The sequence below is a fragment of the Micromonospora sp. NPDC005194 genome (assembly GCF_040608335.1).
Lineage (GTDB): Bacteria > Actinomycetota > Actinomycetes > Mycobacteriales > Micromonosporaceae > Micromonospora.
The window spans coordinates 154,831-173,037 of record NZ_JBEXIA010000009.1; the positions used below are offsets into that span (position 1 = coordinate 154,831).

The window sequence follows — 18,207 nt, forward strand, 5'->3', positions numbered from 1 at the left end:
GTGGCATTGACCACGGCGCCCGACCCGACCCGACGCGGCCCCGGATCCGGCCGGGCTCACGCCGAGAGGCGTGGGCCCGGCAGCATCCGGCACAGCGAAGGTCTGGCGGGGTACGTCTTCCTGTCGCCGTGGCTCATCGGCCTGATGGGTGTCACGGCGGTCCCCATGCTGCTGTCGCTCTACCTGAGCTTCACCAACTACGACATCCTCACCCCCTTCTCCGAGGTGCGGTGGGTGGGGTTGGCCAACTACGAACGGATGTTCACCGCCGACCCGTCGTACTGGCACGCGGTGCGGGTCACCCTGACGTTCGCGCTGGTCGCGGTGCCGCTGAAGCTGGCCGCCGCGCTCGGCGTGGCGTTGCTGCTCAACCGTGCCTGGCGCGGCGTCGGGCTGTTCCGCGGGCTGTTCTACCTGCCGTCGCTGCTCGGCGGCAGCGTCGCGCTGGCCATCGTCTGGGTCAACATGTTCAACCGCGACGGGGCGTTCAACTCGCTGCTGAGCCTCGTCGGCGTCACCGGCAGACCGTGGGTCAACGACCCCGACTGGGCGCTGGAGACGCTGATGGTGCTCGCCATCTGGCAGTTCGGGGCGCCGATGGTGATCTTCCTGGCCGGGCTCAAGCAGGTGCCCACCGAGCTGTACGAGGCCGCCTCGGTCGACGGCGCCGGCAGGTTCCGCCAGTTCCGCAACGTCACGCTGCCGATGCTCTCCCCGGTCATCTTCTTCAACCTGGTGCTGGAGACGATCAACGGCTTCCAGGGCTTCACCGCCGCGTTCGTGCTCAGCAACGGCACCGGCGGCCCGGTCGACTCCACCCTCATGTACACGCTGAACCTCTACATCACCGGCTTCACCGACCTCAACATGGGCTACGCCTCGGCGATGGCCTGGGTGTTCCTGCTCGCCATCGCGGTCATCACCGCGATCTTCTTCAGCACCGGACGGTTCTGGGTGCACTACTCCGACGGGGAGGACCGGTGATGGTGGCGGTGAACCCGGCGGCCGCGGCGTCGACCACAGCGCCGCCGAACGCGCGTCGACGGCCGGGCGGCCGGTCCCTGCTGCGGCTGCTGATCCTGGTGGTGATCGTCGTCGTGGTGCTCTACCCGCTGATCTGGATGGTGGGCACGTCGGTGAAGTCCCAGGAGGAGATCGTCAACAACGTCGGGCTGCTGCCCGAGCGCTTCACCCCGGGCAACTACACCGCCGGGTGGTCCAACTTCGACGTCAGCTTCGGCCGGTTCTTTCTCAACAGCGCGATGGTCAGCCTGCTCACCGTCGTTGGCAACGGGCTCTCCTGCCTGCTGGCCGCGTACGCGTTCGCCCGGCTGCGGTTCCGGCTGCGCGGCATGTGGTTCGCCGTCATGATCGGCACGCTGCTGCTGCCCCAGCACGTGCTGATCGTGCCGCAGTACATCCTGTTCCGGACGCTCGGGCTGGTCGGCGGCGACTGGCCGTACCTGCCACTGCTCATCCCGCAGTTCCTGGCCACCGAGGCGTTCTTCGTCTTCCTCATGGTGCAGTTCATGCGCGGCGTCCCGCGCGAGTTGGACGAGGCGGCCCGGATCGACGGCGCCGGCCCGTACGGCATCTTCCGGCACATCATCCTGCCGCTGAGCCGTCCCGCGCTGGTCACCACAGCGATCTTCTCGTTCATCTGGACCTGGAACGACTTCTTCCGCCAGTTGGTCTTCCTGTCCCAACTGGAGGACTACACCGTGCCGGTCGCGCTGACCCTGTTCATCGACTCGACCAGCCAGAGCGCGGTCGGGCCGATGTTCGCCATGTCGGTGCTGTCGCTGCTGCCGGTCTTCCTGTTCTTCGTCGCCTTCCAGCGGATGCTCGTCGAGGGGATCAACACCAGTGGCATCAAGGGCTGAACCGGTCGACACCGGCGGGCGGCGGGACTGGCGGGACGTCGCCCGTGACGCCGCCGACCTCGCGCTGCTCGGCATCCTGCTGACCCTCGCCGCGGCACCGGTGCTCACCGCCGCCGCGGCCGTCGGCGCGGCCAGCGCGGCCGTGCACGACTGGACGCGTACCGGCAGCTGGCCGTCGGCGCGGGCCACCGCCCGCCGGTTCGGCCGCGCGGTGCTGCCCGGCGTGCCGGTCAGTCTGCTCGCGCTCGCCGTGGCCGGGCTGCTCGCCGCCGACCTGGCGGCGCTGGCCGCCGGCCGGGTGCCGGGCGGCCCGCCGGCGCTGGCGGTGACCGCGCTGGTCGCGGCCGGTCTGGCCGGGTACGCCGGGCTGGTCGTCGTCGAGGTGGGCGGCGACGGGGGCGGGCGGTGGCGGGTCGCGGCCCGCTCCGCCGCCCGCGCCTGCCTCGACGCGCCGACCCGCTGGGCCGCGCTCACCGGGGTGACGGCGCTGGCCGGGCTGCTCGCCGTCCTGGTATCCCCGGTCGCCGTGCCGATCCTCGCCGGCTACACCGTGGCCGCCCTGCACGCCGTCGCCAGCCGCCGCCCGGCCCTCGCCGGCACCGACGGCGGCCGCCCGGCTCTTGCCGGCGTCGCCAATCCCCGGCCGGTCTCCGCTCCCGTCGCCGGCCACCGGCCGGTCTCCGCCCAGCCGGAGCTGCCGTGAGCGCCGACCCGGCCGCCGCCGGCGGTGACGCGGCGGCCCGTACCGGCCCCGACCAGGTCGAGACGGCCGCCGAGGAGCCGGCGCGACTGCTGGTCGGCGGGACGGAGGTGGCCCGGTACGTGGTGGACCCGGCGCTGGACGCGCGGCACGGGCCCCGGCCGTACCTGCACCCGGTACGCACCCTCGGCGGCACGGTGGTCACCGACGCGCTTGCCGCCGACCACGTGTGGCACCTCGGCGCCTCCCTCGCCGTGCAGGACGTCAACGGCAGCAACCTCTGGGGCGGGCGCACCTACGTGCGCGACGTCGGCTACACGTGGCGCGACGACCACGGCGTCATCGCGCACACCGGCTGGTCCGAGCGGGCCGTCGACCGGCTGGCGCACCGGCTGCAGTGGCGCGACCGGCACGGGTCGGTGCTGCTCACGGAGCAGCGGCGGCTCGCCGCCGTTCCGCTGACCGGCGGCGTGTCGGCCTGGCGGCTGGAGATGGACTACACGCTCAGCGCCCCGGCGGAGCAGGACGTGCGGCTGGGCAGCCCCGCCACCAACGGCCGCCCCGGCGGGGCCGGCTACGGGGGGTTTTTCTGGCGGGCGGTCTCGGCCTCGCCCGCGTCGGTGTTCAGCGCCTCGGCGACGGGGGAGGAGGCGGTCAACGGCTCCGCCGAGCCGTGGATTGCGCTCTGCGGCACCGGGCCGGACGGTCGGGCGTACACCCTGGTCTTTACCGGTCTCGGGGTCGACGACCGGTGGTTCGTGCGGACCGCGATGTACCCGGGTGTGGGGGTGGCGTTCGCCTTCGAACGGCCGGTCACCATCGCGGCTGGCCTGCAGCGGCAGGGCCGGCACGGCGTGGTCGTCGCCGATGGAGCCCTGGACCCTGCCACCGCCGCGGCAGTGGCCGCGAACTCCGCCCGTGTTGACGTGGTGAGCGGTGATCATGTGGTGAAACAGAGGTCAACGAGCGGTTGATCCACTCCAGGTCGCCGACATGGGGGTGTCCGGGCGTCTGGATGCCCCCATTTCGGCGATATGGTGTGGATCAACCGCACAGGGGGTCGCGTTTGTCAGCGGGTGGGCAGGGCGGCGGTCACCCGCACGGACTTGACGATGGCGGGGATGGAGCCGATCAGCAGGACCAGACCCCAGATGATGGCCACGATGGCGAAGACCAGCGCGCCCACGTCGTCGAGGATGCTCACCACGATGACCGGGACGAGCCGGTGCAGGAACTCCAGCACGACGGTGCAAAGCAGGGTGGTGAGCGCCAGCAGCACGAGGCCCTTGTTCTGCGCGAACCGTGGCTGGGCGATCAGCAGCAGCACCACCCAGACCAGCTTCAGCAGCAGCGCCAGCCCCAGCAGCAGGCTCGCCTCACCCACCGGGAAGAAGCCCCACAACGCCAGGTACGCCAGGGTGCCGAACGGCACGGCCAAAAACAGCGACACCATGATGGTCAGCTCCACGAAAGCGATGATCAGCAGCACGAGCGAGCCCAGGATGAGCAGGATCGAGAAGATCAGCGTCGCCACACCCTGGATCCGGCCCTGCACCCGCTCGGGCACGACCAGGCTCAGGCAGAACAGACCGGTGGTCCACAGCGCCACCACGTCGATCAGCGCCAGGTAGCTCGTACCCCGCCCGGAGGGCTCGCTGATTCCGCCGGCGTCCACCTCCACGCCGAGGTCCGCCGCGCCGGCCAGCAGCGCGCCGGTGGCGTCCCCGCCCCCGGTGAGCAGTGACGATCCGACCTCGACGAGGACCACCAGCGTGACCGCGACCAGCGCGAGCAGCAGGAAGGGCTTGCGCAGGTCACCCATGTCGGGCCTCCTCGCGGTCGTGCCGGCCGACAGGTGCGCGGCCGGGGCCGGCGGCCGGCACGGGCCCGGCCGGGGGACGGGTCAGTCGGCGGCGACGGTGACCGTGCATCCGACACCTCCCGGACAGCTCAGCAGCACAGTGACCGCACGGTCGACGGCGATCCGGGCGACCGCCTCGCCGCCGTCGTCCGGCTCGACCTCGGAGCGCACGGTGAGGTCGGCGTCGCGGGGCGCCGGAGCGCGCACCGCGAACGGGCGACCACTGCGCAGCACCAGCGTCCGCAGCTCGCCCGGGTCGGCGATGCGCACCGCGCAGCCGCCGACGAAGCTGAGCACGTCGCCGGTGCGGTCGCAGTCGGCCTGAACGGTCGCCGGGTCGACGCTCGTACTCGCGCCGGCCAGCCGGCCGAGCCGCTCGACGACCCCCGGCGGATCGTCCGCGCGGCCCTGGTCGCCGCCGGAGACACCGACGGCGAGGACGAAGAACGCCACCAGCAGCGCCGCCAGGGTCACCAGCACCACCTTCTGCCGACCGCTCATCGCTGCGCGACCGCCCCGGTCACCTCGGTGAACCGGATCTGGTCCACGCCGGCGAAGTACCTGTCGAAGCCCTGCGTCTTGCCCACCGCGACCAGGGTGAGCGTGTGCCGACCCGGCCCGAGCCGGACGGTGCCCACGTCGGTGAAGTCCTGCAGGACGACCGTCGGCGTGAAGCCGAAGAAGGTGCCGCCGAGCTGCACCCCGTCGACCTGCCAGATGGTGTTGGCGTAGTCGAAGGACGTGGTGCGCCTGGTGGAGAACCGCCAGAGCGCGTCGGCGGGCAGCTCGACCGTGACGCTCACCCGGTCGCCGGGTGCCAGGCCGGTGAAGAACAGCTGCTTGTCGCCCGACCAGGTCACGTCGCAGCAGTTCGGTTGCGCCCCGACCGCCGCGGCGGTCTTCGCCGGGGATTCGATTCGAGCGCCGTCGACCAGGCTCTCCGCCTCCACCGTCACGACCCGTGGCGTGCCCGGCGTGGGTGTGCCGTCGGGTCGGGTCAGCAGGTAGCCGACCACGCCGCCGACCACCAGCACCAGCGCCGCCGCGGCGGCGATCCACGGCCAGGGCGTCCGCTTCGGCGCGGCGACCGCGCGGACCTCGTACGTCACCCGGCCGCTGGAGCGCGAGCTCTCCTCCGGCGCGGTGTTCGCCGAGTACGCGAACCCGGTCATGTCGTAGCGGCGCGGCGCGGTGCCCGCCGGCACGGCGAGGCGGACCAGGAAGGACACCGAGCCCTGCCCGGGGACCACCCGCTGCGGCTCGGTGACCGTGAACCAGGCCCGCTGGCTGCCCTCGCCGGGTGCCACGTCGAAGACCACGGTGTCCGGCGCCAGGCCCGGATTGGAGACGGTGAAGGTCAGCTCGCCGTGGTTGGCGGCATCCAGGGTGAACTGCGACGCGGCGGCGACGACGGTCCATTCGGTGGTCATGACGGCTCCTCTGCGGACGGTGTCGCGCTCGGCGGGCTGGGTGGCGGCGAAGCGGCGACGACGATCTCGGCGGTGGTCGACGCGGGCTTCTCCGCCTCGACGATTCGGGTGATCACGGCGAGCTGACCGGCGGCGGCCGCCGGCACCCGCACCACGATGTGGAAGGGCCGCTCGTCGGGTTCGTCGATGACGAACCCCGGCAACCCGGTGGCCAGCTCCAGCGCTCGGCGCATCCCGTACGGGGTGCCGCGCCACCGGGCCAGCAGCGCGCCGTTGGCCACCAGGTCACGGAGCCGGCCCACCGGCAGCGGCAGCGGGGCGTCCGGTCGGGGCGAGGCCACCACGTGGTCCATCGCCACCCAGCGGGTCAACCGCACGACCAGGTGGTCGGGCGCCCGGTACGGGTCGAACAGGGCGTCCACCTCGGCGAGGATCGCCTCGTCCGGAGCGTGCAGCCCCTCCATGACGTCCAGCAGCGCCCAGAGCACGCTGCCCGGCACGCACGCCCGCTGGTAGGCGGCGGGCAGCAGCCGCTCAATCGCCGAGCGTCGCATCCTGGCGCACCACCTCGATGTCGTGCTCGCCGGAGCAGAGCAGCCACGTGTCCGGGACGGTCACCACGTCGGCGGTGGCCTGGTTGGCGCTGGCGGTCCAGTTGACCGCGTCGGCACTGCGGTACACGCCGCGCTCACCGCAGGCCAGGACCAGTCGGTCGCCCGCCGTGGGACCGTTCGCACCGACGGTCGCCGGGCCGCTCACGGCGACGGCGTCCACCGGCACGAACCGGGTCCGGTCGCGCAGCGGCAGCCCGCAGTTGACCGACACCGACTGCCACTGCGGCTGGGCCGCGAGGGTGTCCAGCCGCAGCACCCCGCCGCTCTGCGTGGCGGCGAGGGCCTGCGATCCGGCGAACGCCAGGTCGCGGCAGGTCCCGCCGATCCAGCCGCTCTGCACGGTCTGCCACTGCACGTCGGACTCGAACAGCCGGGTGCGGTGGCAGCCCTGGCCGGGCTTCTTCGGGTCCGGCTCGCCCGCGCCGCTCCACAGCAGGGTGGCCGGGCCGTCGTACTGCACCGCGAGGACCCGGTTGTCCACGTTGGAGAGGCCGACGTGCGCGAAGCTGCCCGGCCGGCCACCGGCGGTCGACAGGTACACCCCGAAGCCCGCCTGCGCGGCGACCGCCACACCGGGAGCGCCCCGCTCGGAGACGAACGCGCGTACGGCGTAGAAGCCCCGGTCGGCGTCGGACGAATCGACGAGGATCTGCAGCGGCACCGCGCCGGGCAGCAGCGACACCTCGTACAGCCCGGTGTCGGTCGCCACCAGCAGCGCGCCGGCGCCGTCGCGGTCCAGCCACGCCACGTCGGAGATGCGCGAGTCCAGGTCGGTCAGCAGCGACCACGTCTCACCCAGGTCGGTGCTCAGGTGCACCCGGGAGCCGCCCGAGGCGCGCAGCGTCACCACGGCCACCGAGCCGGGGCGCGCGACGATGCCCGGTCGCACCGGCGCGGGCGCGGGCGCCACCCGCAGCACGGTCTCGTCGTCGAACCGGCCGGCCGGCTCCCAGCCGGAGCCCGCGTTGCTGGAGCGGAACAGCACCGGGCCGCGTCCGGCGTACCAGGTGCGCGGCTGGTACTGGTCGACGGCGAGGGCGCGGACCTCGGCGTCGGGGGCCTCGTCGACCACGAACCGCACCGACTCGACGTAGCGCACGCCCGGCTCGGCGTGCTCCAACAACCGGTACACGTTGGACGCGCGCAGCGGCTCACCGAACGGCCACCCGGTCGGGTTGAGCGCGGTGGGCAGCGGGCTGAGCGTCTGGTGCAGCCGGTCGTGGATGCGTCGCCGGACCGCGTCCACGTCCTCCTCCCGGCGCACCACCACCCGGGCCCGCACCGACACCGCCTTGAACCGGGCCCAGGTGGCCCGCGAGCGGATGCCGACCATCCGGCGCTGTTCCAGGTCGCCCTCGACGCGGTGGCGGGCCTCGGGCACCTCGTGCTCGCGCAGCACCGCCACCGGCAGCCGGCCGCCCGGACGGGCCGTCGGCGGCACGTACGGCACCAGCACCACCTCGACCTCACCGGGCCGGGCGAAGCTGTAGACGGCCGAGCGGGTGAACGCGCGGGCCCGCGCCACCGCGCCGGAGCTGGTGGCCAGCACCTCGAAGTCGCGGGCGGTGACGGCGCGCTGCTGGGCGAAGAACTCGTACGGGCCGCGCAGCAGCACCGATTCCAGCGCCTCCATCTCCCGGCCGCCGGCCGCGGGCGCGGGGTTGTCGACCCGTACCCCGGGCAGTGGATCGCGCAGGCTGGTCAGCGTGCCGGCCGCCACGTTGCCGGTCGGACCGCCGCCGGCCCGGTACCAGAGCCGGACCTGTCGCCCGGCCGGCGGCACGGCCGCCACCGTCACCGCCCCGCCCGGCCCGGCGGCCTCGCCCGCACCGGCGGGCGGTCGCAGGTCGAGGGCCGGGGCGAAGGTGACGGTGCCCGAGCAGCGGTCGACGAGGTAGGCCTTGGCCTGCGGACCGAGCCCGGCGAAGCTGTCCACCGGCTGCCAGATCTCGAACGTGCGGCCGTCGTGCTCGCGGGCTGCCACCCCCAGCTCCACCGAGCCGGCCGGCACCTCCACCCCGAGCAGCAGGTCCAGCGGCTCGCCGGTGTGGGTGAGGGGAGCGTGCGCCGCCCGGAGCACCTGGCCGGGCTGGCCGGTGCCGACACCCAGCAGCTCCGCCTCGACGGGCTCGCAGTGGTGCATGCGGACCGTCACCGACGCTTCCCCGGCTGCCAGCAGGGCCGGTTCGGTGGTGACGAACAGGACCGGTCGGGGATCGGCGCCGCGCGCCGCCGCGACCCGCAGGCCGGCCGGGATCCGCACCGCGTCCCGGTCGGTGCCGGCGCGGGTGAACACGACGTCCGCCCAGGCCGCGGTAGGCGCGTGCCGCGCCACCCCGAGCAGGTTCAGAAACGAGACGTACGCCTTCTCCGGCAACTGGTTCAGCCGGTAGATCATCACTTCGGTGAGGTGCGCGAACGCCTCCACCAGCGCCATGCCCGGGTCGTGCGCCGACAGGTCGGTCCAGGCGGGGCAGGACTGTTGGATCCGCTCGCGGGCCTCGGTGACGAGGTCGAGGAACCCACGGTCGTCCAGGTGCGGCACGGGCAGCGTCATGACTGTCCTCCCGGTTCGTCGTCGGCGGGGAGCAGGTCCACGGAGAACACCAGCTGCCCGGGCGTCAGGCTGGCCCGCACCCGGTAGTCCAGCCGGATCACCAGCCGCCACGCGTCGTTCGGGTCCGGTCCGGCGTCGGTGTCGATGACCTCCACCCGGGGCTCCCAGCGGGCGATGGCCTGCCGGACGTAGTGGATGGCCAGCCCGGCCGTCGTGTCGTCGTTGGGCGCGAAGACCAGCCGGTGCAGCCGGGAGCCGTACCCGGGTCGCATCAGCCGCTCGCCCGGCGTCGTGGACAACAACAGAAACAGCGCCTGGCGTACGCTCTCGTCGCCCTCGGTCATGGCCAGGCCGCCGGCCGCGGTGAGCGCCAGCCCGCCGCCCCGGCCGGCGTCGAAGCCCGCGCCGACGAAACGGAACGCCCTCATCGGTCCGCCCCCAGGAACTGCTGGCGCGGGTCGCGGACGGTGTGGTGGACCGCTCCCGGCGGTGTGCCGTCGGTGAACCCCTCCAGGTGCGAGAGCACCACCCGGTGCCCGTCGACGCGCAGCCAGTCGCTGTAGCCGACCCGGACGGTAAGCGTCTTCGCGCACGGCTTGATGGTCGGGCCGTAGTTCGGGCAGGCGGTGATCTTTCGTCCCTCCGGGTCGTCGTCCACAAGCACCGGCACGGCGGTGACTGTCACCCAGCGCTGCGAGGGCTGGTTCTCGACCCGGCCGTCGTGGTCGCAGGTGATCACCGAGTCGCGGTGGATCCAGCGCATCAGCCGCCTCCTTCGTGATGGGCGCGGGCGAGCGAACGGGCCTGCTGCGCCGCGGTGGTCGCGTCCTCGGGCGCCTCGGCGTGCAGGAAGTCCACGCTGCGGGCGCGGACCACCATGGCCCGGCCCGGCGCGGAGATCACCAGGTCGCTCGCCGCGTGCAGGGTGGCCAGGTCGGGGGTGAGTTCCAGCCAACTGCCGCCCTCGGTGGCGAGCCGCAGGCTGCGCTGGACGTCGTCCACGACGATCGACTGCCCGCCGGCGGTCCGCAGGGACCAGCGGCGGGACTTCCCGTCGTCGACACCCGCGTCGTACGGCTCGACGGCGCCGAACAGCGAGCCCAGCACGACGCCCGAGGCGGGCTCGCCACCGGGCAGCACCACCAGCACGGTGTCGTCCGGATCGGGGAGCGCCACCAGGCCCTTGCCGCGTCCCGCACCGGGACAGAGCACGCCGAGCCAGCCGGCGTCCAGGTCCCCGTACGCCGGCAGGGTCAGCCGCACCCGGCCCAACCCGTCGGGGTCGGCCACGTCGGTGACGGTGCCCAGGGTGACCACCGCGCCGCCCGCCGTCGTGGGGGCAGCGGGCGGTGGCACGGTGGAGAAGCGGGTCAGGTGCCCGTCGCCGTCCACGGTGTGCACCACCTCGGTCAGCACGTACGCCCCGGCGAGCGGGTCGGGCACACCCGTCAGGTCGATCCGCCGGCCCGGCCGCAGCGCCGGATCGCCCTCGGCCAGCCCTTCGGCGGTGGCCAGCGCGGCGGCGCGCAGGTCCAGTCGCGCCTGGGCCAGGGCCGCCAACTCGTCGTCGCTGCGCCCCGGCTGGTCGACGGCGGTGCGTACCCCGTCCGCCCCGACGTCGGCCGGGTCCGGCCGGTCACCGGCCGGTCGGCCGCAGCGCGCCTCGTCGGCCTGCTGGCTGATCGGCTCGGCCCGCTGCGGATGCCAACCCAGCGCGGCGCTGGCGCCGCTGGCCTGGTCGGCGTTGGTGGACAGCCGCAGGGTGTGCACATTCGCGCCCAGGGCCAGCGCGACGGGCTCCCCGTAGCCGGCGAGGGTGATCAGCCGGACGTCGTCGCCGTCGACGGCCAGGTGCAGCCCGGCCCGGCCGGTGACCTCCCGGAGCAGCTCCAGGTCGCTGTGCCGGTGCTGAAGCAGCCGTTCCAGTCGCGGCCCGTCGCTCTCCGCCGTCACGGTCAGCCCCACCTCGCCGCACAGCTCACGGGCCAGTTCGGTCGCCGTCACCGAGGTGAAGACCCGCAGGTCCTGCCGCTTGCGCAGGCGGTGCAGCGCGTCGTACGCCCGCAGGCGCAGCACGGCCGCGCCGTCGGCGGCGTACTCGACCTCCACGGCGGTCACCTCACCGGTGAACAGCGCGTCGGGATGATCGGCGAGCCGCACGTCGAGGGTCGTGCCCGGCCGCGCCGCCGGGTCGAGAGCGCCACCCCCGGCGGCGGTGGCGAGCACCAGCTCGGCCTGGGTCGGCTGGTCGAGTCGAGCGGCCACGCGCAGCGAGCGGACCCGCTGGCGGGCCGCGGCGTTCAGTTCCACCCCGTCCAGCGAAACGGTCAGCGCGCGGGGCGCGACGCTGGTCATGGCGCACTCCCCGAGCCGGTGCCGAGCGGCGTGCTGTCCGGGTTGGTGCTGGCGGTCGTCGTGCCGGTCGGCGTGGCCCAGCTCGCGGTGGCGATCGAGGCGCCCACGAACGACGCGCCGGCGCCCACCGCGCCGGCCACCGCCCGCGCCATCCCGGCCAGCGTCGACTCCGGCCCGCCACCGCCCGAGGCGCTGGTGGGGACCGCGAGGGTCGTGCCGGCGGGCACCGCGAGCGGGTCGGTGATCCGGTTGTGCTCGGCCAGCAACCGCCACCGCAGCGGCGACCCGAGCGCGTCGTTGGCCAGCAGGTCGAAGCGCACCCCGGACTGACCCGGTTCGGCGGCACCGTCACCGGCGGCGACCACGGCGCTGCCCGGGGCGGCCGCCGGGGTGCTCACCGCGGCCAGCTCCTCGGCGAATCCCGCCTGCGCCTGGTCGGCCGTCTCGGCGGCCCGGACCAGCTTCAGCCGCAGCCAGGAGCGCCGCGGCGAGCCCGTGCCGGTGAACGCGTCGAACCGCTCGGCCACCGCGATGATCACGCCGGGCACGTTCCAGGTCTTACCCCAGACCAGCCGGACCAGCGGCGGGCGCAGCCACCCGTGCTCGGCGGTGGAGTTCTCGGCCAGCATCCACAGCGGCCGGGTGAGCACCCGTACGTCGGTGGGGCGGACCTGGGCCTGGACGAAGTCGACGTCGAACAGCAGGTCGAGCACCAGCTCCGTACGGCCGCCGCCGGTGAAGACCAGCGGGTCGTCGGCCAGGCCGGACCCGGTGAGCTGCCCGGCGCCCGCGCCTCGATGACGTACGCCGGCGAGCCGGGTCACCTGCACGGTCTCCGGGTTGAGCAGGCAGTCCACCCGCTCCCCGGAGGAGTCGATGAGGAAGGCGACACGTTCCATCAGCTGCCCGCCTGTTCCCGATCCAGGCGGTCCACGTGACCGGCGTCGAGCGCCGCCCCGGGCACCGTCCACAGCGGAGTGTCGTCCGGCAGTTCCGGCCACGGGTCGACGGCCGTGGACGCCGGGAACATCGTGCCGACCGACCATTGCCCGGCACTCGGTTCGCGTTGATCGCGGTGGCTGCGGTCGGGCTCGGCGGGCCGCGTGGCCCGTACGCCGCCCTGCTGCGCTCGTTCGTCCGGTAGGGCGGGCCACCTGTCAGCGCCGCCCACCGCCATCCCGCCGACGGCGGTGGGGGCGGTAGTGGATCGTGGCTGGAAGGTGCCCCTGGAGGGGCCGAATTCCTCGACGATCTCGGGCGGGGAGCCGCGCCGGGTGGCCAGCGGCGGGGCGGCGGGCACGCCTGCCCGGGTCGGGACGCGTGCGTCGGTGGTCGTGGTGTCACGTCGTGCCGGTCCCACCGGTGCGGCGGACGTGGCCGTCTGGGTCGCCGCGCCCGACCACGATGACGGGCGCGAGGGCCAACGATCCAGTATCCGGCCGGACCAGCGCCGATTCGCCGGCGAGGACGCCGCCTCCCCGCCGTGCCCGCCCGACACGTGAATGGCGGCGTCGGAATCGCCACCAGGGCTGACGCTGCCGATCCCCGAGCCGCCCGGTCGACCGTCCGGGCCGGCGTCGACCACCCGACCCGACCTCCCATCCCGGCCCGATGGCCGCCATCCGTCCGGTCTCCCGTCCGCCCCCACCGCACCCATCCGGCCGAGGACGTCTGACCCGCCCGTCCCGGCGACGCCGGCTGTCCCGGCGAGACCGGCTGTCCGGCCGAGGCCGTCTCTCCCGCCGAGGCCGGCCGTCCTGCTGAGGCCGTGGCCGTCGGGTGCACCGGGGCCGCCTACCGTGCTCGGGCCGTCCGTCGCGCCGAGGTCGTCCGCCGTACCGGATGCCCGGACGCCGCGTGCGTCGTCGTCGGGTTGGGTGGCCGGGCCGCGAGCGCGGCGGCCGGCCCGCTCGGCGAGGCGCCGGTCCTTCTCATCGGCAGAGCCGGTTCCTTCCACGACCTCGTAAGGGTGAGCCTGAGCGGACGACGGCAGGCCACCTTCTCCCCGGCCGTCCTGCCGGTCGTCGCGGCCCGGCGTCTGCTCGACGCCGCCAGGGGTCGCGTCGAGGTCCAGTTCGCGCAGCAGGCCGGGGGCGTGTGCGGCGACCAGGTTCAGCCAGTGCTGGGGCGGCTCCCCGAGACGACGTGGCACCTCCGCCGGAATCGCCGGGGGTACGCCGGTGTTCTCGACGAGTCCGGCGAGGCGCTGCACCGCGCCGGCCGCGGAGCGGAGCCGACCGGCCAGCCAGCTACGCGGGCGTCGGCGCGGCGGCACCGCCGGTCTCCAACTCCAGGCCCTCGTAGCGCAGCGTCAGCGACGCGATGGCGATCTCGTGGCTGACCGTGTTGAGGTGCGCCCCGCGCCACCGGGTGGGCCAGGCGTCGATCAGGTTCCAGCGCAGCACCTCGGCGGTGCCCGCCGAGTCCAGCAGCACCACCGACACGTTGCGGCGGTTGAGGGTGCCCTGGGCGGTGGCGTTCACCCAGTCCCACAGCTCGCGGGACGCGGTGAGGCCGAAGTGCAGGGTCACCGGCTCGTACTCGGCCTGGCCGGGGACCATCCGCGTCGGTCCGGGGCCGTGCTCGCGGTACGGCTGCCCGGGGATGTTCACCTCCAGTCCGCTCATCTCGGTGAAGTGGCCGTTGGTGACGCCGTTGATGAGGAGCCGGAAGTTGTACGCCCGGTACGGGTCGACCGGGGCGCCCGGCTGCGGGGTGGCTGTGGTGGGCATGTGTCAGCCTCCGATCGTCTCGGTCTCGGTGCCGCCGGCCCACTGGCTCAACTTGAACACCACGAATTCGGCGGGCTTGACGACGGCGATGCCGATGTGGGCGATCACCATGCCGGCGTCGCGGACGTCCACCGGGTTGGTCTCCTCGTCGCACTTGACGAAGAACGCCTCCTCGGGGCTGCGCCCGAGCAGCGCGCCGTCGCGCCACACCCGGGTGAGGAACGCACCGATGTCGCGCCGGATCGAGCGCCAGAGGGTGAAGTCGTTCGGCTCGAAGACCATCCAGCGGGTGCCGTTGGCGATGGCCTGCTCGATGGCGATGCTGAGCCGCCGTACGTTGAGGTAGCGCCACTCGCTGGCCTCGGCGGCGAGCGTACGGGCGCCCCAGACGCGGATGCCCTCGCCGGCGAAGTAGCGGATCACGTTGACGCCCTTGGGGTTGAGCACGTCGTGCTCCGGGCGGGTGACCAGGTAGCCCAGGTTGACCGCGCCGCGGACGGGTTCGTTGGCCGGCGCCTTGTGCACGCCCCGCAGGGCGTCGGTGCGGGCCCAGATGCCGGCGAGGTGCCCGCTCGGCGGGGTGAGTTCCAACTCCCCGCTGATCGGGTCGCGTACCTCGATCCACGGGTAGTAGAACGCGCCGAACTCGGACTGCCGGGGCCGGTACGCCGGTCCCTCGCCGCCGCCGGACCCACCGGGTCCCGCGCTGCCGGCCGCGCCCTCGGCGGGCTTGGGCGGCTTGCCGGACGACGGGGTGGCGACCCGGGTCAGCGCGGAGATGTCGTCGATGTCCGGGGCCGGGTCGCAGATCGCCACCATGGTGCGGGTGCGCTCGGCCATGCTGAGCAGCGCCTCGTGGGACACCACGTCGGAAAAGCCCGGAGCGGCGATGATGGAGATCTCGTCGATGGCCTCCAGCAGTTGCAGGCCACCGCGTCGCTGGCCGGTGCCGGTGATGGCGCCGCCCTCGCCGACGTTGACCACCCAGCATCGGGCGCCCCCGTTGTCCAGGAAACCGAACACGGCCCGGGCCAGTGGGGTGCTCTCGATCTGGTTCCCGTCGGCGAAGAGCCGCAGGAACTCGGTCCAGTTGTTGACCGGTACCGCCTTGCCCAGGTGGGCGCCGCGGTTCGGGGCGACGCCGACGAACGCGGCGATGCTGGTGCTCGCCGGTCCGATCGGTCGGGCGCCGCTGGGGACCTCCTCGACGTAGATGCCGGGGGAGAAGTAGCTGGGCATCGGTCCTCCTGTGCGGGTGGGCGTCAGTGGGTCGGTGGTGCGCAGACGATGACGATGTCGTCCTCGCCGGCGTCGACGTCGGCGGTGAGCACGAGACCGCGCCCGCTGAGCCGCAGCCGTACCGGGCCGGGGTGTTCGGGGTCGTGCGGGACCCCGGCGATCAGGAACCGGCCGTCGGGGCCGGTGCGGGTCGCGGACGCCGTGCCGGGCAGTTCGACGCGCATGGCGGCGAGCGGCTGGTCCGCGGGGCCGACCACCCGGCCGGCGAGGGTGCGCATCGACAGCTGGCGCAGCCGCAGCGGTTGCAGGACCGGCGGCGCGGCCGGCGTCGGGTGCTCCACCTGCGTGGGCACGTCGATCAGCAGCGCCGGTCGGGGCGCGGCGTCGAACGCGTTCCACAGCGCGGCGTCGCCGGCCTCCAGCACCAGCGGGTAGCTGCCGTCGCTGGTCGCGGCGGTGAGCACCCGGTCCAGGACGGCCAGCCCGGCCGGCCCGGCCACGCAGAGCAGGTAGCGGACCGTGAACCGGTACGGCTCGCGGACCGCGCCGCTGGAGCGCGTCTGCTGGGCCGGGCGCAGTTCGAGGGGCCACAGGGTCAGCCCGTCGGCGTCGACGCCCGCGTGGGGCGGGCCGATCGGGACGGGTTGCCCCGCCACGCCGGTCAGCCATGCGGCCAGCTCGGCGGTGGCCGTCTCGATCGGTCCGCGCCCGTCGGTGGTCATCGCGGCGGCGTCCCCTGGATCCGGTAGGCGATGGCCTCGTTCCACACGTGTGGGTAGACGCCGATCTCGAAGTAGCGGGTGAACCGGTTGATCGGCGCGTTGGTGTGGTCGTGGTAGAGCAGCCAGACCGGCGCGATGGTGAACAGCACGTAGTTCGCCAGCACCAGCGGGATGTAGAGCGGGCCGAGCAGCCGCGCCTGGAAGATGTGCACGTCCTCGTGGCGCTGGATGCCGGAGCTGGAGCCGGCGCAGACGGTGCCGATGGTGGTGGCGTAGCGGGGTGAGACGCCCTCCACCACGCTGACCCGGCCGCTGCCGGCCGAGGTGGGCCGGTCCAGCGAGTGCCCGAAGATCAGGTGCACGGCCAGGTAGATGGCCCCGGCGATCGTGTTGAGCAGGCTCCACGTGTGGTCGACGACGAAGAGGAAGATGCCGCGGGCGTCCGGCGCGTACACCCCGGCGGAGGTGACCGCCCAGCCGAACGCCGCGCCGATGAGCAGGCCCACGACGGCGCCGATGAGCAGGCCGACCGGGCCGCCGGCCAGGAGGCCGAGGACGGCGCCGAGACCCACCTGGATCGCCGCGCTGAGAATTCCGAAGATCATGACGTCACTCCTCAGACCCACGAGCGGAAGACACGGGGCTCGCGACCGCTCGCGAGCTGGGTGGGCGTCGCCTGCCGGTTGCCGGGCGGGAACTGGTTGACGCCGAGCGCGGCGGAGAAGATCACCAGCGCGTTGAAGAACGCGATGACCCACTTCTCGCCGCCGGCGTCGTCGGCGAAGGCCGCGGTCAGGTAGGACAGCAGCAGCGCGATGGCGATGGCGATCCACTTGCGGAGCTTGTCGCCGCTCGGGCCGATGAGCCCGCCGATGACGTTGGTGGCCAGCAGGGTGGCGGCGCTCGCGCCGGCGATGGTCCCCAGGGCGGCCCAGGTGAAGAGATCGTTCACGGCGATCCCCCTTTTCTGCGATGGTGCGACCGGGATGTGGTGGTGGTGAGGGCCGGTGCTCCGCGGGGGGAGCACCGGCGCCGGTCGCCGTCGTCGCGGGCGGCCGGGGCCGGACGTGGCCGGCGGGGCCGGCCACCGGATGGATCAGCCGGGCCCGGGAGCGCCGGCGGGCGGGCCCGGCGAGGTCGGCCCAGTCGGCCCGGGTGCGGTCGGCCCGGGTGCGGTCGCGCCGGGTGCGGTCGGGCCGGGTGCGGCCGGCGCCGTCGGGCGACGGCGGCGCAGCAGGAGTACGCCCACCGCGGCGAGCACCAGCAGCAGGAGTACGCCGCCGCCGACCAGCAACCACGGGAAACCGCCGGAGTCGGAGGCGGCGGCCGCCGGTGACGCCGAGGGGCGGGGCGGGGCCTCGGCGACGGCCCGCAGTTCGATCGGCTTGTCCTGGTTGGAGTCGACCTTCCAGGTGACCGACCTGCCGTTGACGGTGCCATTGGTGTCGATCACCCGACCGGGAAACGTCACCGAGATCTCGAACGACATCAGCTTGAGGAAAGCCTGCTGTTGTTGAGGATTCTGCTGGGCAATTTTCCCGCCGTATTTCTTCGGGTCCAGCGGTAACGTGAATCGGTAGAAGTCGCCGTCTCGGACCAGTTTGACGCTTTCGCTGTCGAAGCTCGCCAGCGGTGCCCTGCGGTAACTGATCTGGGTGCCGAAGAGTTTGCCGTCCTCGTAGCTGGTCTCCTCGCCCGGCGGCAGCGCCGGAATGTTCTGCCGCAGCTCGGCGAAGGCCGCCGGGATGTTCTTGTTCCGGGCGCTCAGCAGGGACTTCTGGGCGGTCAGCAGCAACTGCCCGTCGACCGTGTCATCGGCGTTGACGGTGAGCCCGATGTTGAGTTGCATGCAGCCGCTCAACGCGGCGAGAAGAAGGAGGCACACCGCGACGCGGAGTGCCCTACCGCGGTTGACGCTCCTGTTCATGCGCTCAGTGTGTGTGATCGCTTTCACCATGAGCAGTCAGCGATCGGTCACAAGGCAGTCGCCGATTGTACCGGCGCACTGTCGTATTCGACCGAGGTGGGAAGCGGCGCAAAAGAATAAACTGGAGTTTTGCGTCCCGGTGCGCCCGACCCCGGGCTGAGTCGATGATCGTGGCCGGCTGGGTGGC

Annotated in this window: 20 protein-coding genes; 4 read left to right on the forward strand and 16 right to left on the reverse strand. The window is 73.4% G+C overall.

Annotation, left to right across the window (positions count from 1 at the left end):
- Genes ABZU53_RS10545 through ABZU53_RS10560 form a run of 4 tightly spaced genes read left to right on the forward strand, consistent with a single transcriptional unit; the run spans position 1 to position 3,557 of the window.
- Positions 1-984 carry a sugar ABC transporter permease gene (locus ABZU53_RS10545; protein WP_355065237.1) on the forward strand — a complete coding sequence of 328 codons (984 nt, stop codon included), beginning with the start codon at positions 1-3 and terminating at the stop codon, positions 982-984.
- Complete coding sequence (locus tag ABZU53_RS10550; protein WP_355065322.1) at positions 984-1,883, forward strand: carbohydrate ABC transporter permease; 900 nt, start codon at positions 984-986, stop codon at positions 1,881-1,883. Before ABZU53_RS10545 ends, ABZU53_RS10550 begins: the two co-directional genes overlap by 1 nt.
- Positions 1,867-2,586 carry a hypothetical protein gene (locus ABZU53_RS10555; RefSeq protein WP_355065239.1) on the forward strand — a complete coding sequence of 240 codons (720 nt, stop codon included), beginning with the start codon at positions 1,867-1,869 and terminating at the stop codon, positions 2,584-2,586. The genes ABZU53_RS10550 and ABZU53_RS10555 overlap by 17 nt, the downstream gene beginning before the upstream one ends.
- Positions 2,583-3,557 (forward strand): PmoA family protein, encoded by a 975-nt coding sequence (locus tag ABZU53_RS10560; protein WP_355065240.1) that lies wholly within the window; start codon positions 2,583-2,585, stop codon positions 3,555-3,557. Before ABZU53_RS10555 ends, ABZU53_RS10560 begins: the two co-directional genes overlap by 4 nt.
- 95 nt (positions 3,558-3,652) lie before the next feature.
- Here the strand turns inward: ABZU53_RS10560 and ABZU53_RS10565 are convergent, their stop codons facing one another.
- The 16 genes from ABZU53_RS10565 to ABZU53_RS10640 form a co-directional block, all read right to left on the reverse strand.
- Complete coding sequence (locus ABZU53_RS10565; RefSeq protein WP_355065241.1) at positions 3,653-4,405, reverse strand: hypothetical protein; 753 nt, start codon at positions 4,403-4,405, stop codon at positions 3,653-3,655.
- A gap of 81 nt (positions 4,406-4,486) precedes the next feature.
- Positions 4,487-4,945, reverse strand: a complete 459-nt coding sequence (locus ABZU53_RS10570) for a hypothetical protein (protein ID WP_355065243.1) — start codon at positions 4,943-4,945, stop codon at positions 4,487-4,489.
- Entirely contained in the window at positions 4,942-5,874 is a 933-nt protein-coding gene (locus tag ABZU53_RS10575) for a hypothetical protein (RefSeq protein WP_355065245.1), read from the reverse strand. Before ABZU53_RS10575 ends, ABZU53_RS10570 begins: the two co-directional genes overlap by 4 nt.
- Positions 5,871-6,428 carry a phage tail protein gene (locus ABZU53_RS10580; RefSeq protein WP_355065247.1) on the reverse strand — a complete coding sequence of 186 codons (558 nt, stop codon included), beginning with the start codon at positions 6,426-6,428 and terminating at the stop codon, positions 5,871-5,873. The genes ABZU53_RS10575 and ABZU53_RS10580 overlap by 4 nt, the downstream gene beginning before the upstream one ends.
- Positions 6,409-9,045, reverse strand: coding sequence for a putative baseplate assembly protein (locus ABZU53_RS10585; RefSeq protein WP_355065249.1), 2,637 nt, complete (start codon positions 9,043-9,045; stop codon positions 6,409-6,411). The genes ABZU53_RS10580 and ABZU53_RS10585 overlap by 20 nt, the downstream gene beginning before the upstream one ends.
- A complete protein-coding gene (locus tag ABZU53_RS10590) occupies positions 9,042-9,473 on the reverse strand; it encodes a GPW/gp25 family protein (RefSeq protein WP_355065251.1) in 432 nt (143 codons plus the stop codon). Before ABZU53_RS10590 ends, ABZU53_RS10585 begins: the two co-directional genes overlap by 4 nt.
- Positions 9,470-9,808, reverse strand: a complete 339-nt coding sequence (locus ABZU53_RS10595) for a hypothetical protein (RefSeq protein WP_355065253.1) — start codon at positions 9,806-9,808, stop codon at positions 9,470-9,472. Before ABZU53_RS10595 ends, ABZU53_RS10590 begins: the two co-directional genes overlap by 4 nt.
- Positions 9,808-11,400: a contractile injection system protein, VgrG/Pvc8 family gene (locus ABZU53_RS10600; RefSeq protein ID WP_355065255.1), complete on the reverse strand. Its 1,593-nt coding sequence runs from the start codon at positions 11,398-11,400 to the stop codon at positions 9,808-9,810. The genes ABZU53_RS10595 and ABZU53_RS10600 overlap by 1 nt, the downstream gene beginning before the upstream one ends.
- Entirely contained in the window at positions 11,397-12,299 is a 903-nt protein-coding gene (locus tag ABZU53_RS10605) for a hypothetical protein (protein WP_355065257.1), read from the reverse strand. The genes ABZU53_RS10600 and ABZU53_RS10605 overlap by 4 nt, the downstream gene beginning before the upstream one ends.
- Complete coding sequence (locus ABZU53_RS10610) at positions 12,299-12,700, reverse strand: hypothetical protein (protein WP_355065259.1); 402 nt, start codon at positions 12,698-12,700, stop codon at positions 12,299-12,301. Before ABZU53_RS10610 ends, ABZU53_RS10605 begins: the two co-directional genes overlap by 1 nt.
- 949 nt (positions 12,701-13,649) lie before the next feature.
- Positions 13,650-14,132 carry a phage tail protein gene (locus ABZU53_RS10615; RefSeq protein ID WP_354862842.1) on the reverse strand — a complete coding sequence of 161 codons (483 nt, stop codon included), beginning with the start codon at positions 14,130-14,132 and terminating at the stop codon, positions 13,650-13,652.
- Between the two features lie 3 nt (positions 14,133-14,135).
- Entirely contained in the window at positions 14,136-15,371 is a 1,236-nt protein-coding gene (locus ABZU53_RS10620; protein ID WP_355065261.1) for a phage tail sheath subtilisin-like domain-containing protein, read from the reverse strand.
- Between the two features lie 23 nt (positions 15,372-15,394).
- Entirely contained in the window at positions 15,395-16,093 is a 699-nt protein-coding gene (locus ABZU53_RS10625) for a carboxypeptidase-like regulatory domain-containing protein (protein WP_355065263.1), read from the reverse strand.
- Positions 16,090-16,698 (reverse strand): glycine zipper family protein, encoded by a 609-nt coding sequence (locus ABZU53_RS10630; RefSeq protein ID WP_355065265.1) that lies wholly within the window; start codon positions 16,696-16,698, stop codon positions 16,090-16,092. The genes ABZU53_RS10625 and ABZU53_RS10630 overlap by 4 nt, the downstream gene beginning before the upstream one ends.
- A gap of 11 nt (positions 16,699-16,709) precedes the next feature.
- The gene (locus ABZU53_RS10635; protein ID WP_355065267.1) at positions 16,710-17,045 is read right to left on the reverse strand and encodes a hypothetical protein; all 336 of its coding nucleotides are present in this window, start codon (positions 17,043-17,045) and stop codon (positions 16,710-16,712) included.
- 144 nt (positions 17,046-17,189) lie between these two features.
- The gene (locus ABZU53_RS10640; RefSeq protein WP_355065269.1) at positions 17,190-18,020 is read right to left on the reverse strand and encodes a DUF3153 domain-containing protein; all 831 of its coding nucleotides are present in this window, start codon (positions 18,018-18,020) and stop codon (positions 17,190-17,192) included.
- Positions 18,021-18,207: the final 187 nt, after the last annotated feature.

Coding starts and splice junctions, on each gene's coding strand:
- ABZU53_RS10575 (WP_355065245.1), bottom strand. CDS start 5,874: ATGACCACCGAATGGACCGTCGTCGCCGCCGCGTCGCAGTTCACCCTG.
- ABZU53_RS10580 (WP_355065247.1), bottom strand. CDS start 6,428: ATGCGACGCTCGGCGATTGAGCGGCTGCTGCCCGCCGCCTACCAGCGG.
- ABZU53_RS10605 (WP_355065257.1), bottom strand. CDS start 12,299: ATGGAACGTGTCGCCTTCCTCATCGACTCCTCCGGGGAGCGGGTGGAC.
- ABZU53_RS10590 (WP_355065251.1), bottom strand. CDS start 9,473: ATGAGGGCGTTCCGTTTCGTCGGCGCGGGCTTCGACGCCGGCCGGGGC.
- ABZU53_RS10620 (WP_355065261.1), bottom strand. CDS start 15,371: ATGCCCAGCTACTTCTCCCCCGGCATCTACGTCGAGGAGGTCCCCAGC.
- ABZU53_RS10585 (WP_355065249.1), bottom strand. CDS start 9,045: ATGACGCTGCCCGTGCCGCACCTGGACGACCGTGGGTTCCTCGACCTC.
- ABZU53_RS10625 (WP_355065263.1), bottom strand. CDS start 16,093: ATGACCACCGACGGGCGCGGACCGATCGAGACGGCCACCGCCGAGCTG.
- ABZU53_RS10640 (WP_355065269.1), bottom strand. CDS start 18,020: ATGAACAGGAGCGTCAACCGCGGTAGGGCACTCCGCGTCGCGGTGTGC.
- ABZU53_RS10565 (WP_355065241.1), bottom strand. CDS start 4,405: ATGGGTGACCTGCGCAAGCCCTTCCTGCTGCTCGCGCTGGTCGCGGTC.
- ABZU53_RS10600 (WP_355065255.1), bottom strand. CDS start 11,400: ATGACCAGCGTCGCGCCCCGCGCGCTGACCGTTTCGCTGGACGGGGTG.
- ABZU53_RS10570 (WP_355065243.1), bottom strand. CDS start 4,945: ATGAGCGGTCGGCAGAAGGTGGTGCTGGTGACCCTGGCGGCGCTGCTG.
- ABZU53_RS10550 (WP_355065322.1), top strand. CDS start 984: ATGGTGGCGGTGAACCCGGCGGCCGCGGCGTCGACCACAGCGCCGCCG.
- ABZU53_RS10595 (WP_355065253.1), bottom strand. CDS start 9,808: ATGCGCTGGATCCACCGCGACTCGGTGATCACCTGCGACCACGACGGC.
- ABZU53_RS10630 (WP_355065265.1), bottom strand. CDS start 16,698: ATGATCTTCGGAATTCTCAGCGCGGCGATCCAGGTGGGTCTCGGCGCC.
- ABZU53_RS10615 (WP_354862842.1), bottom strand. CDS start 14,132: ATGCCCACCACAGCCACCCCGCAGCCGGGCGCCCCGGTCGACCCGTAC.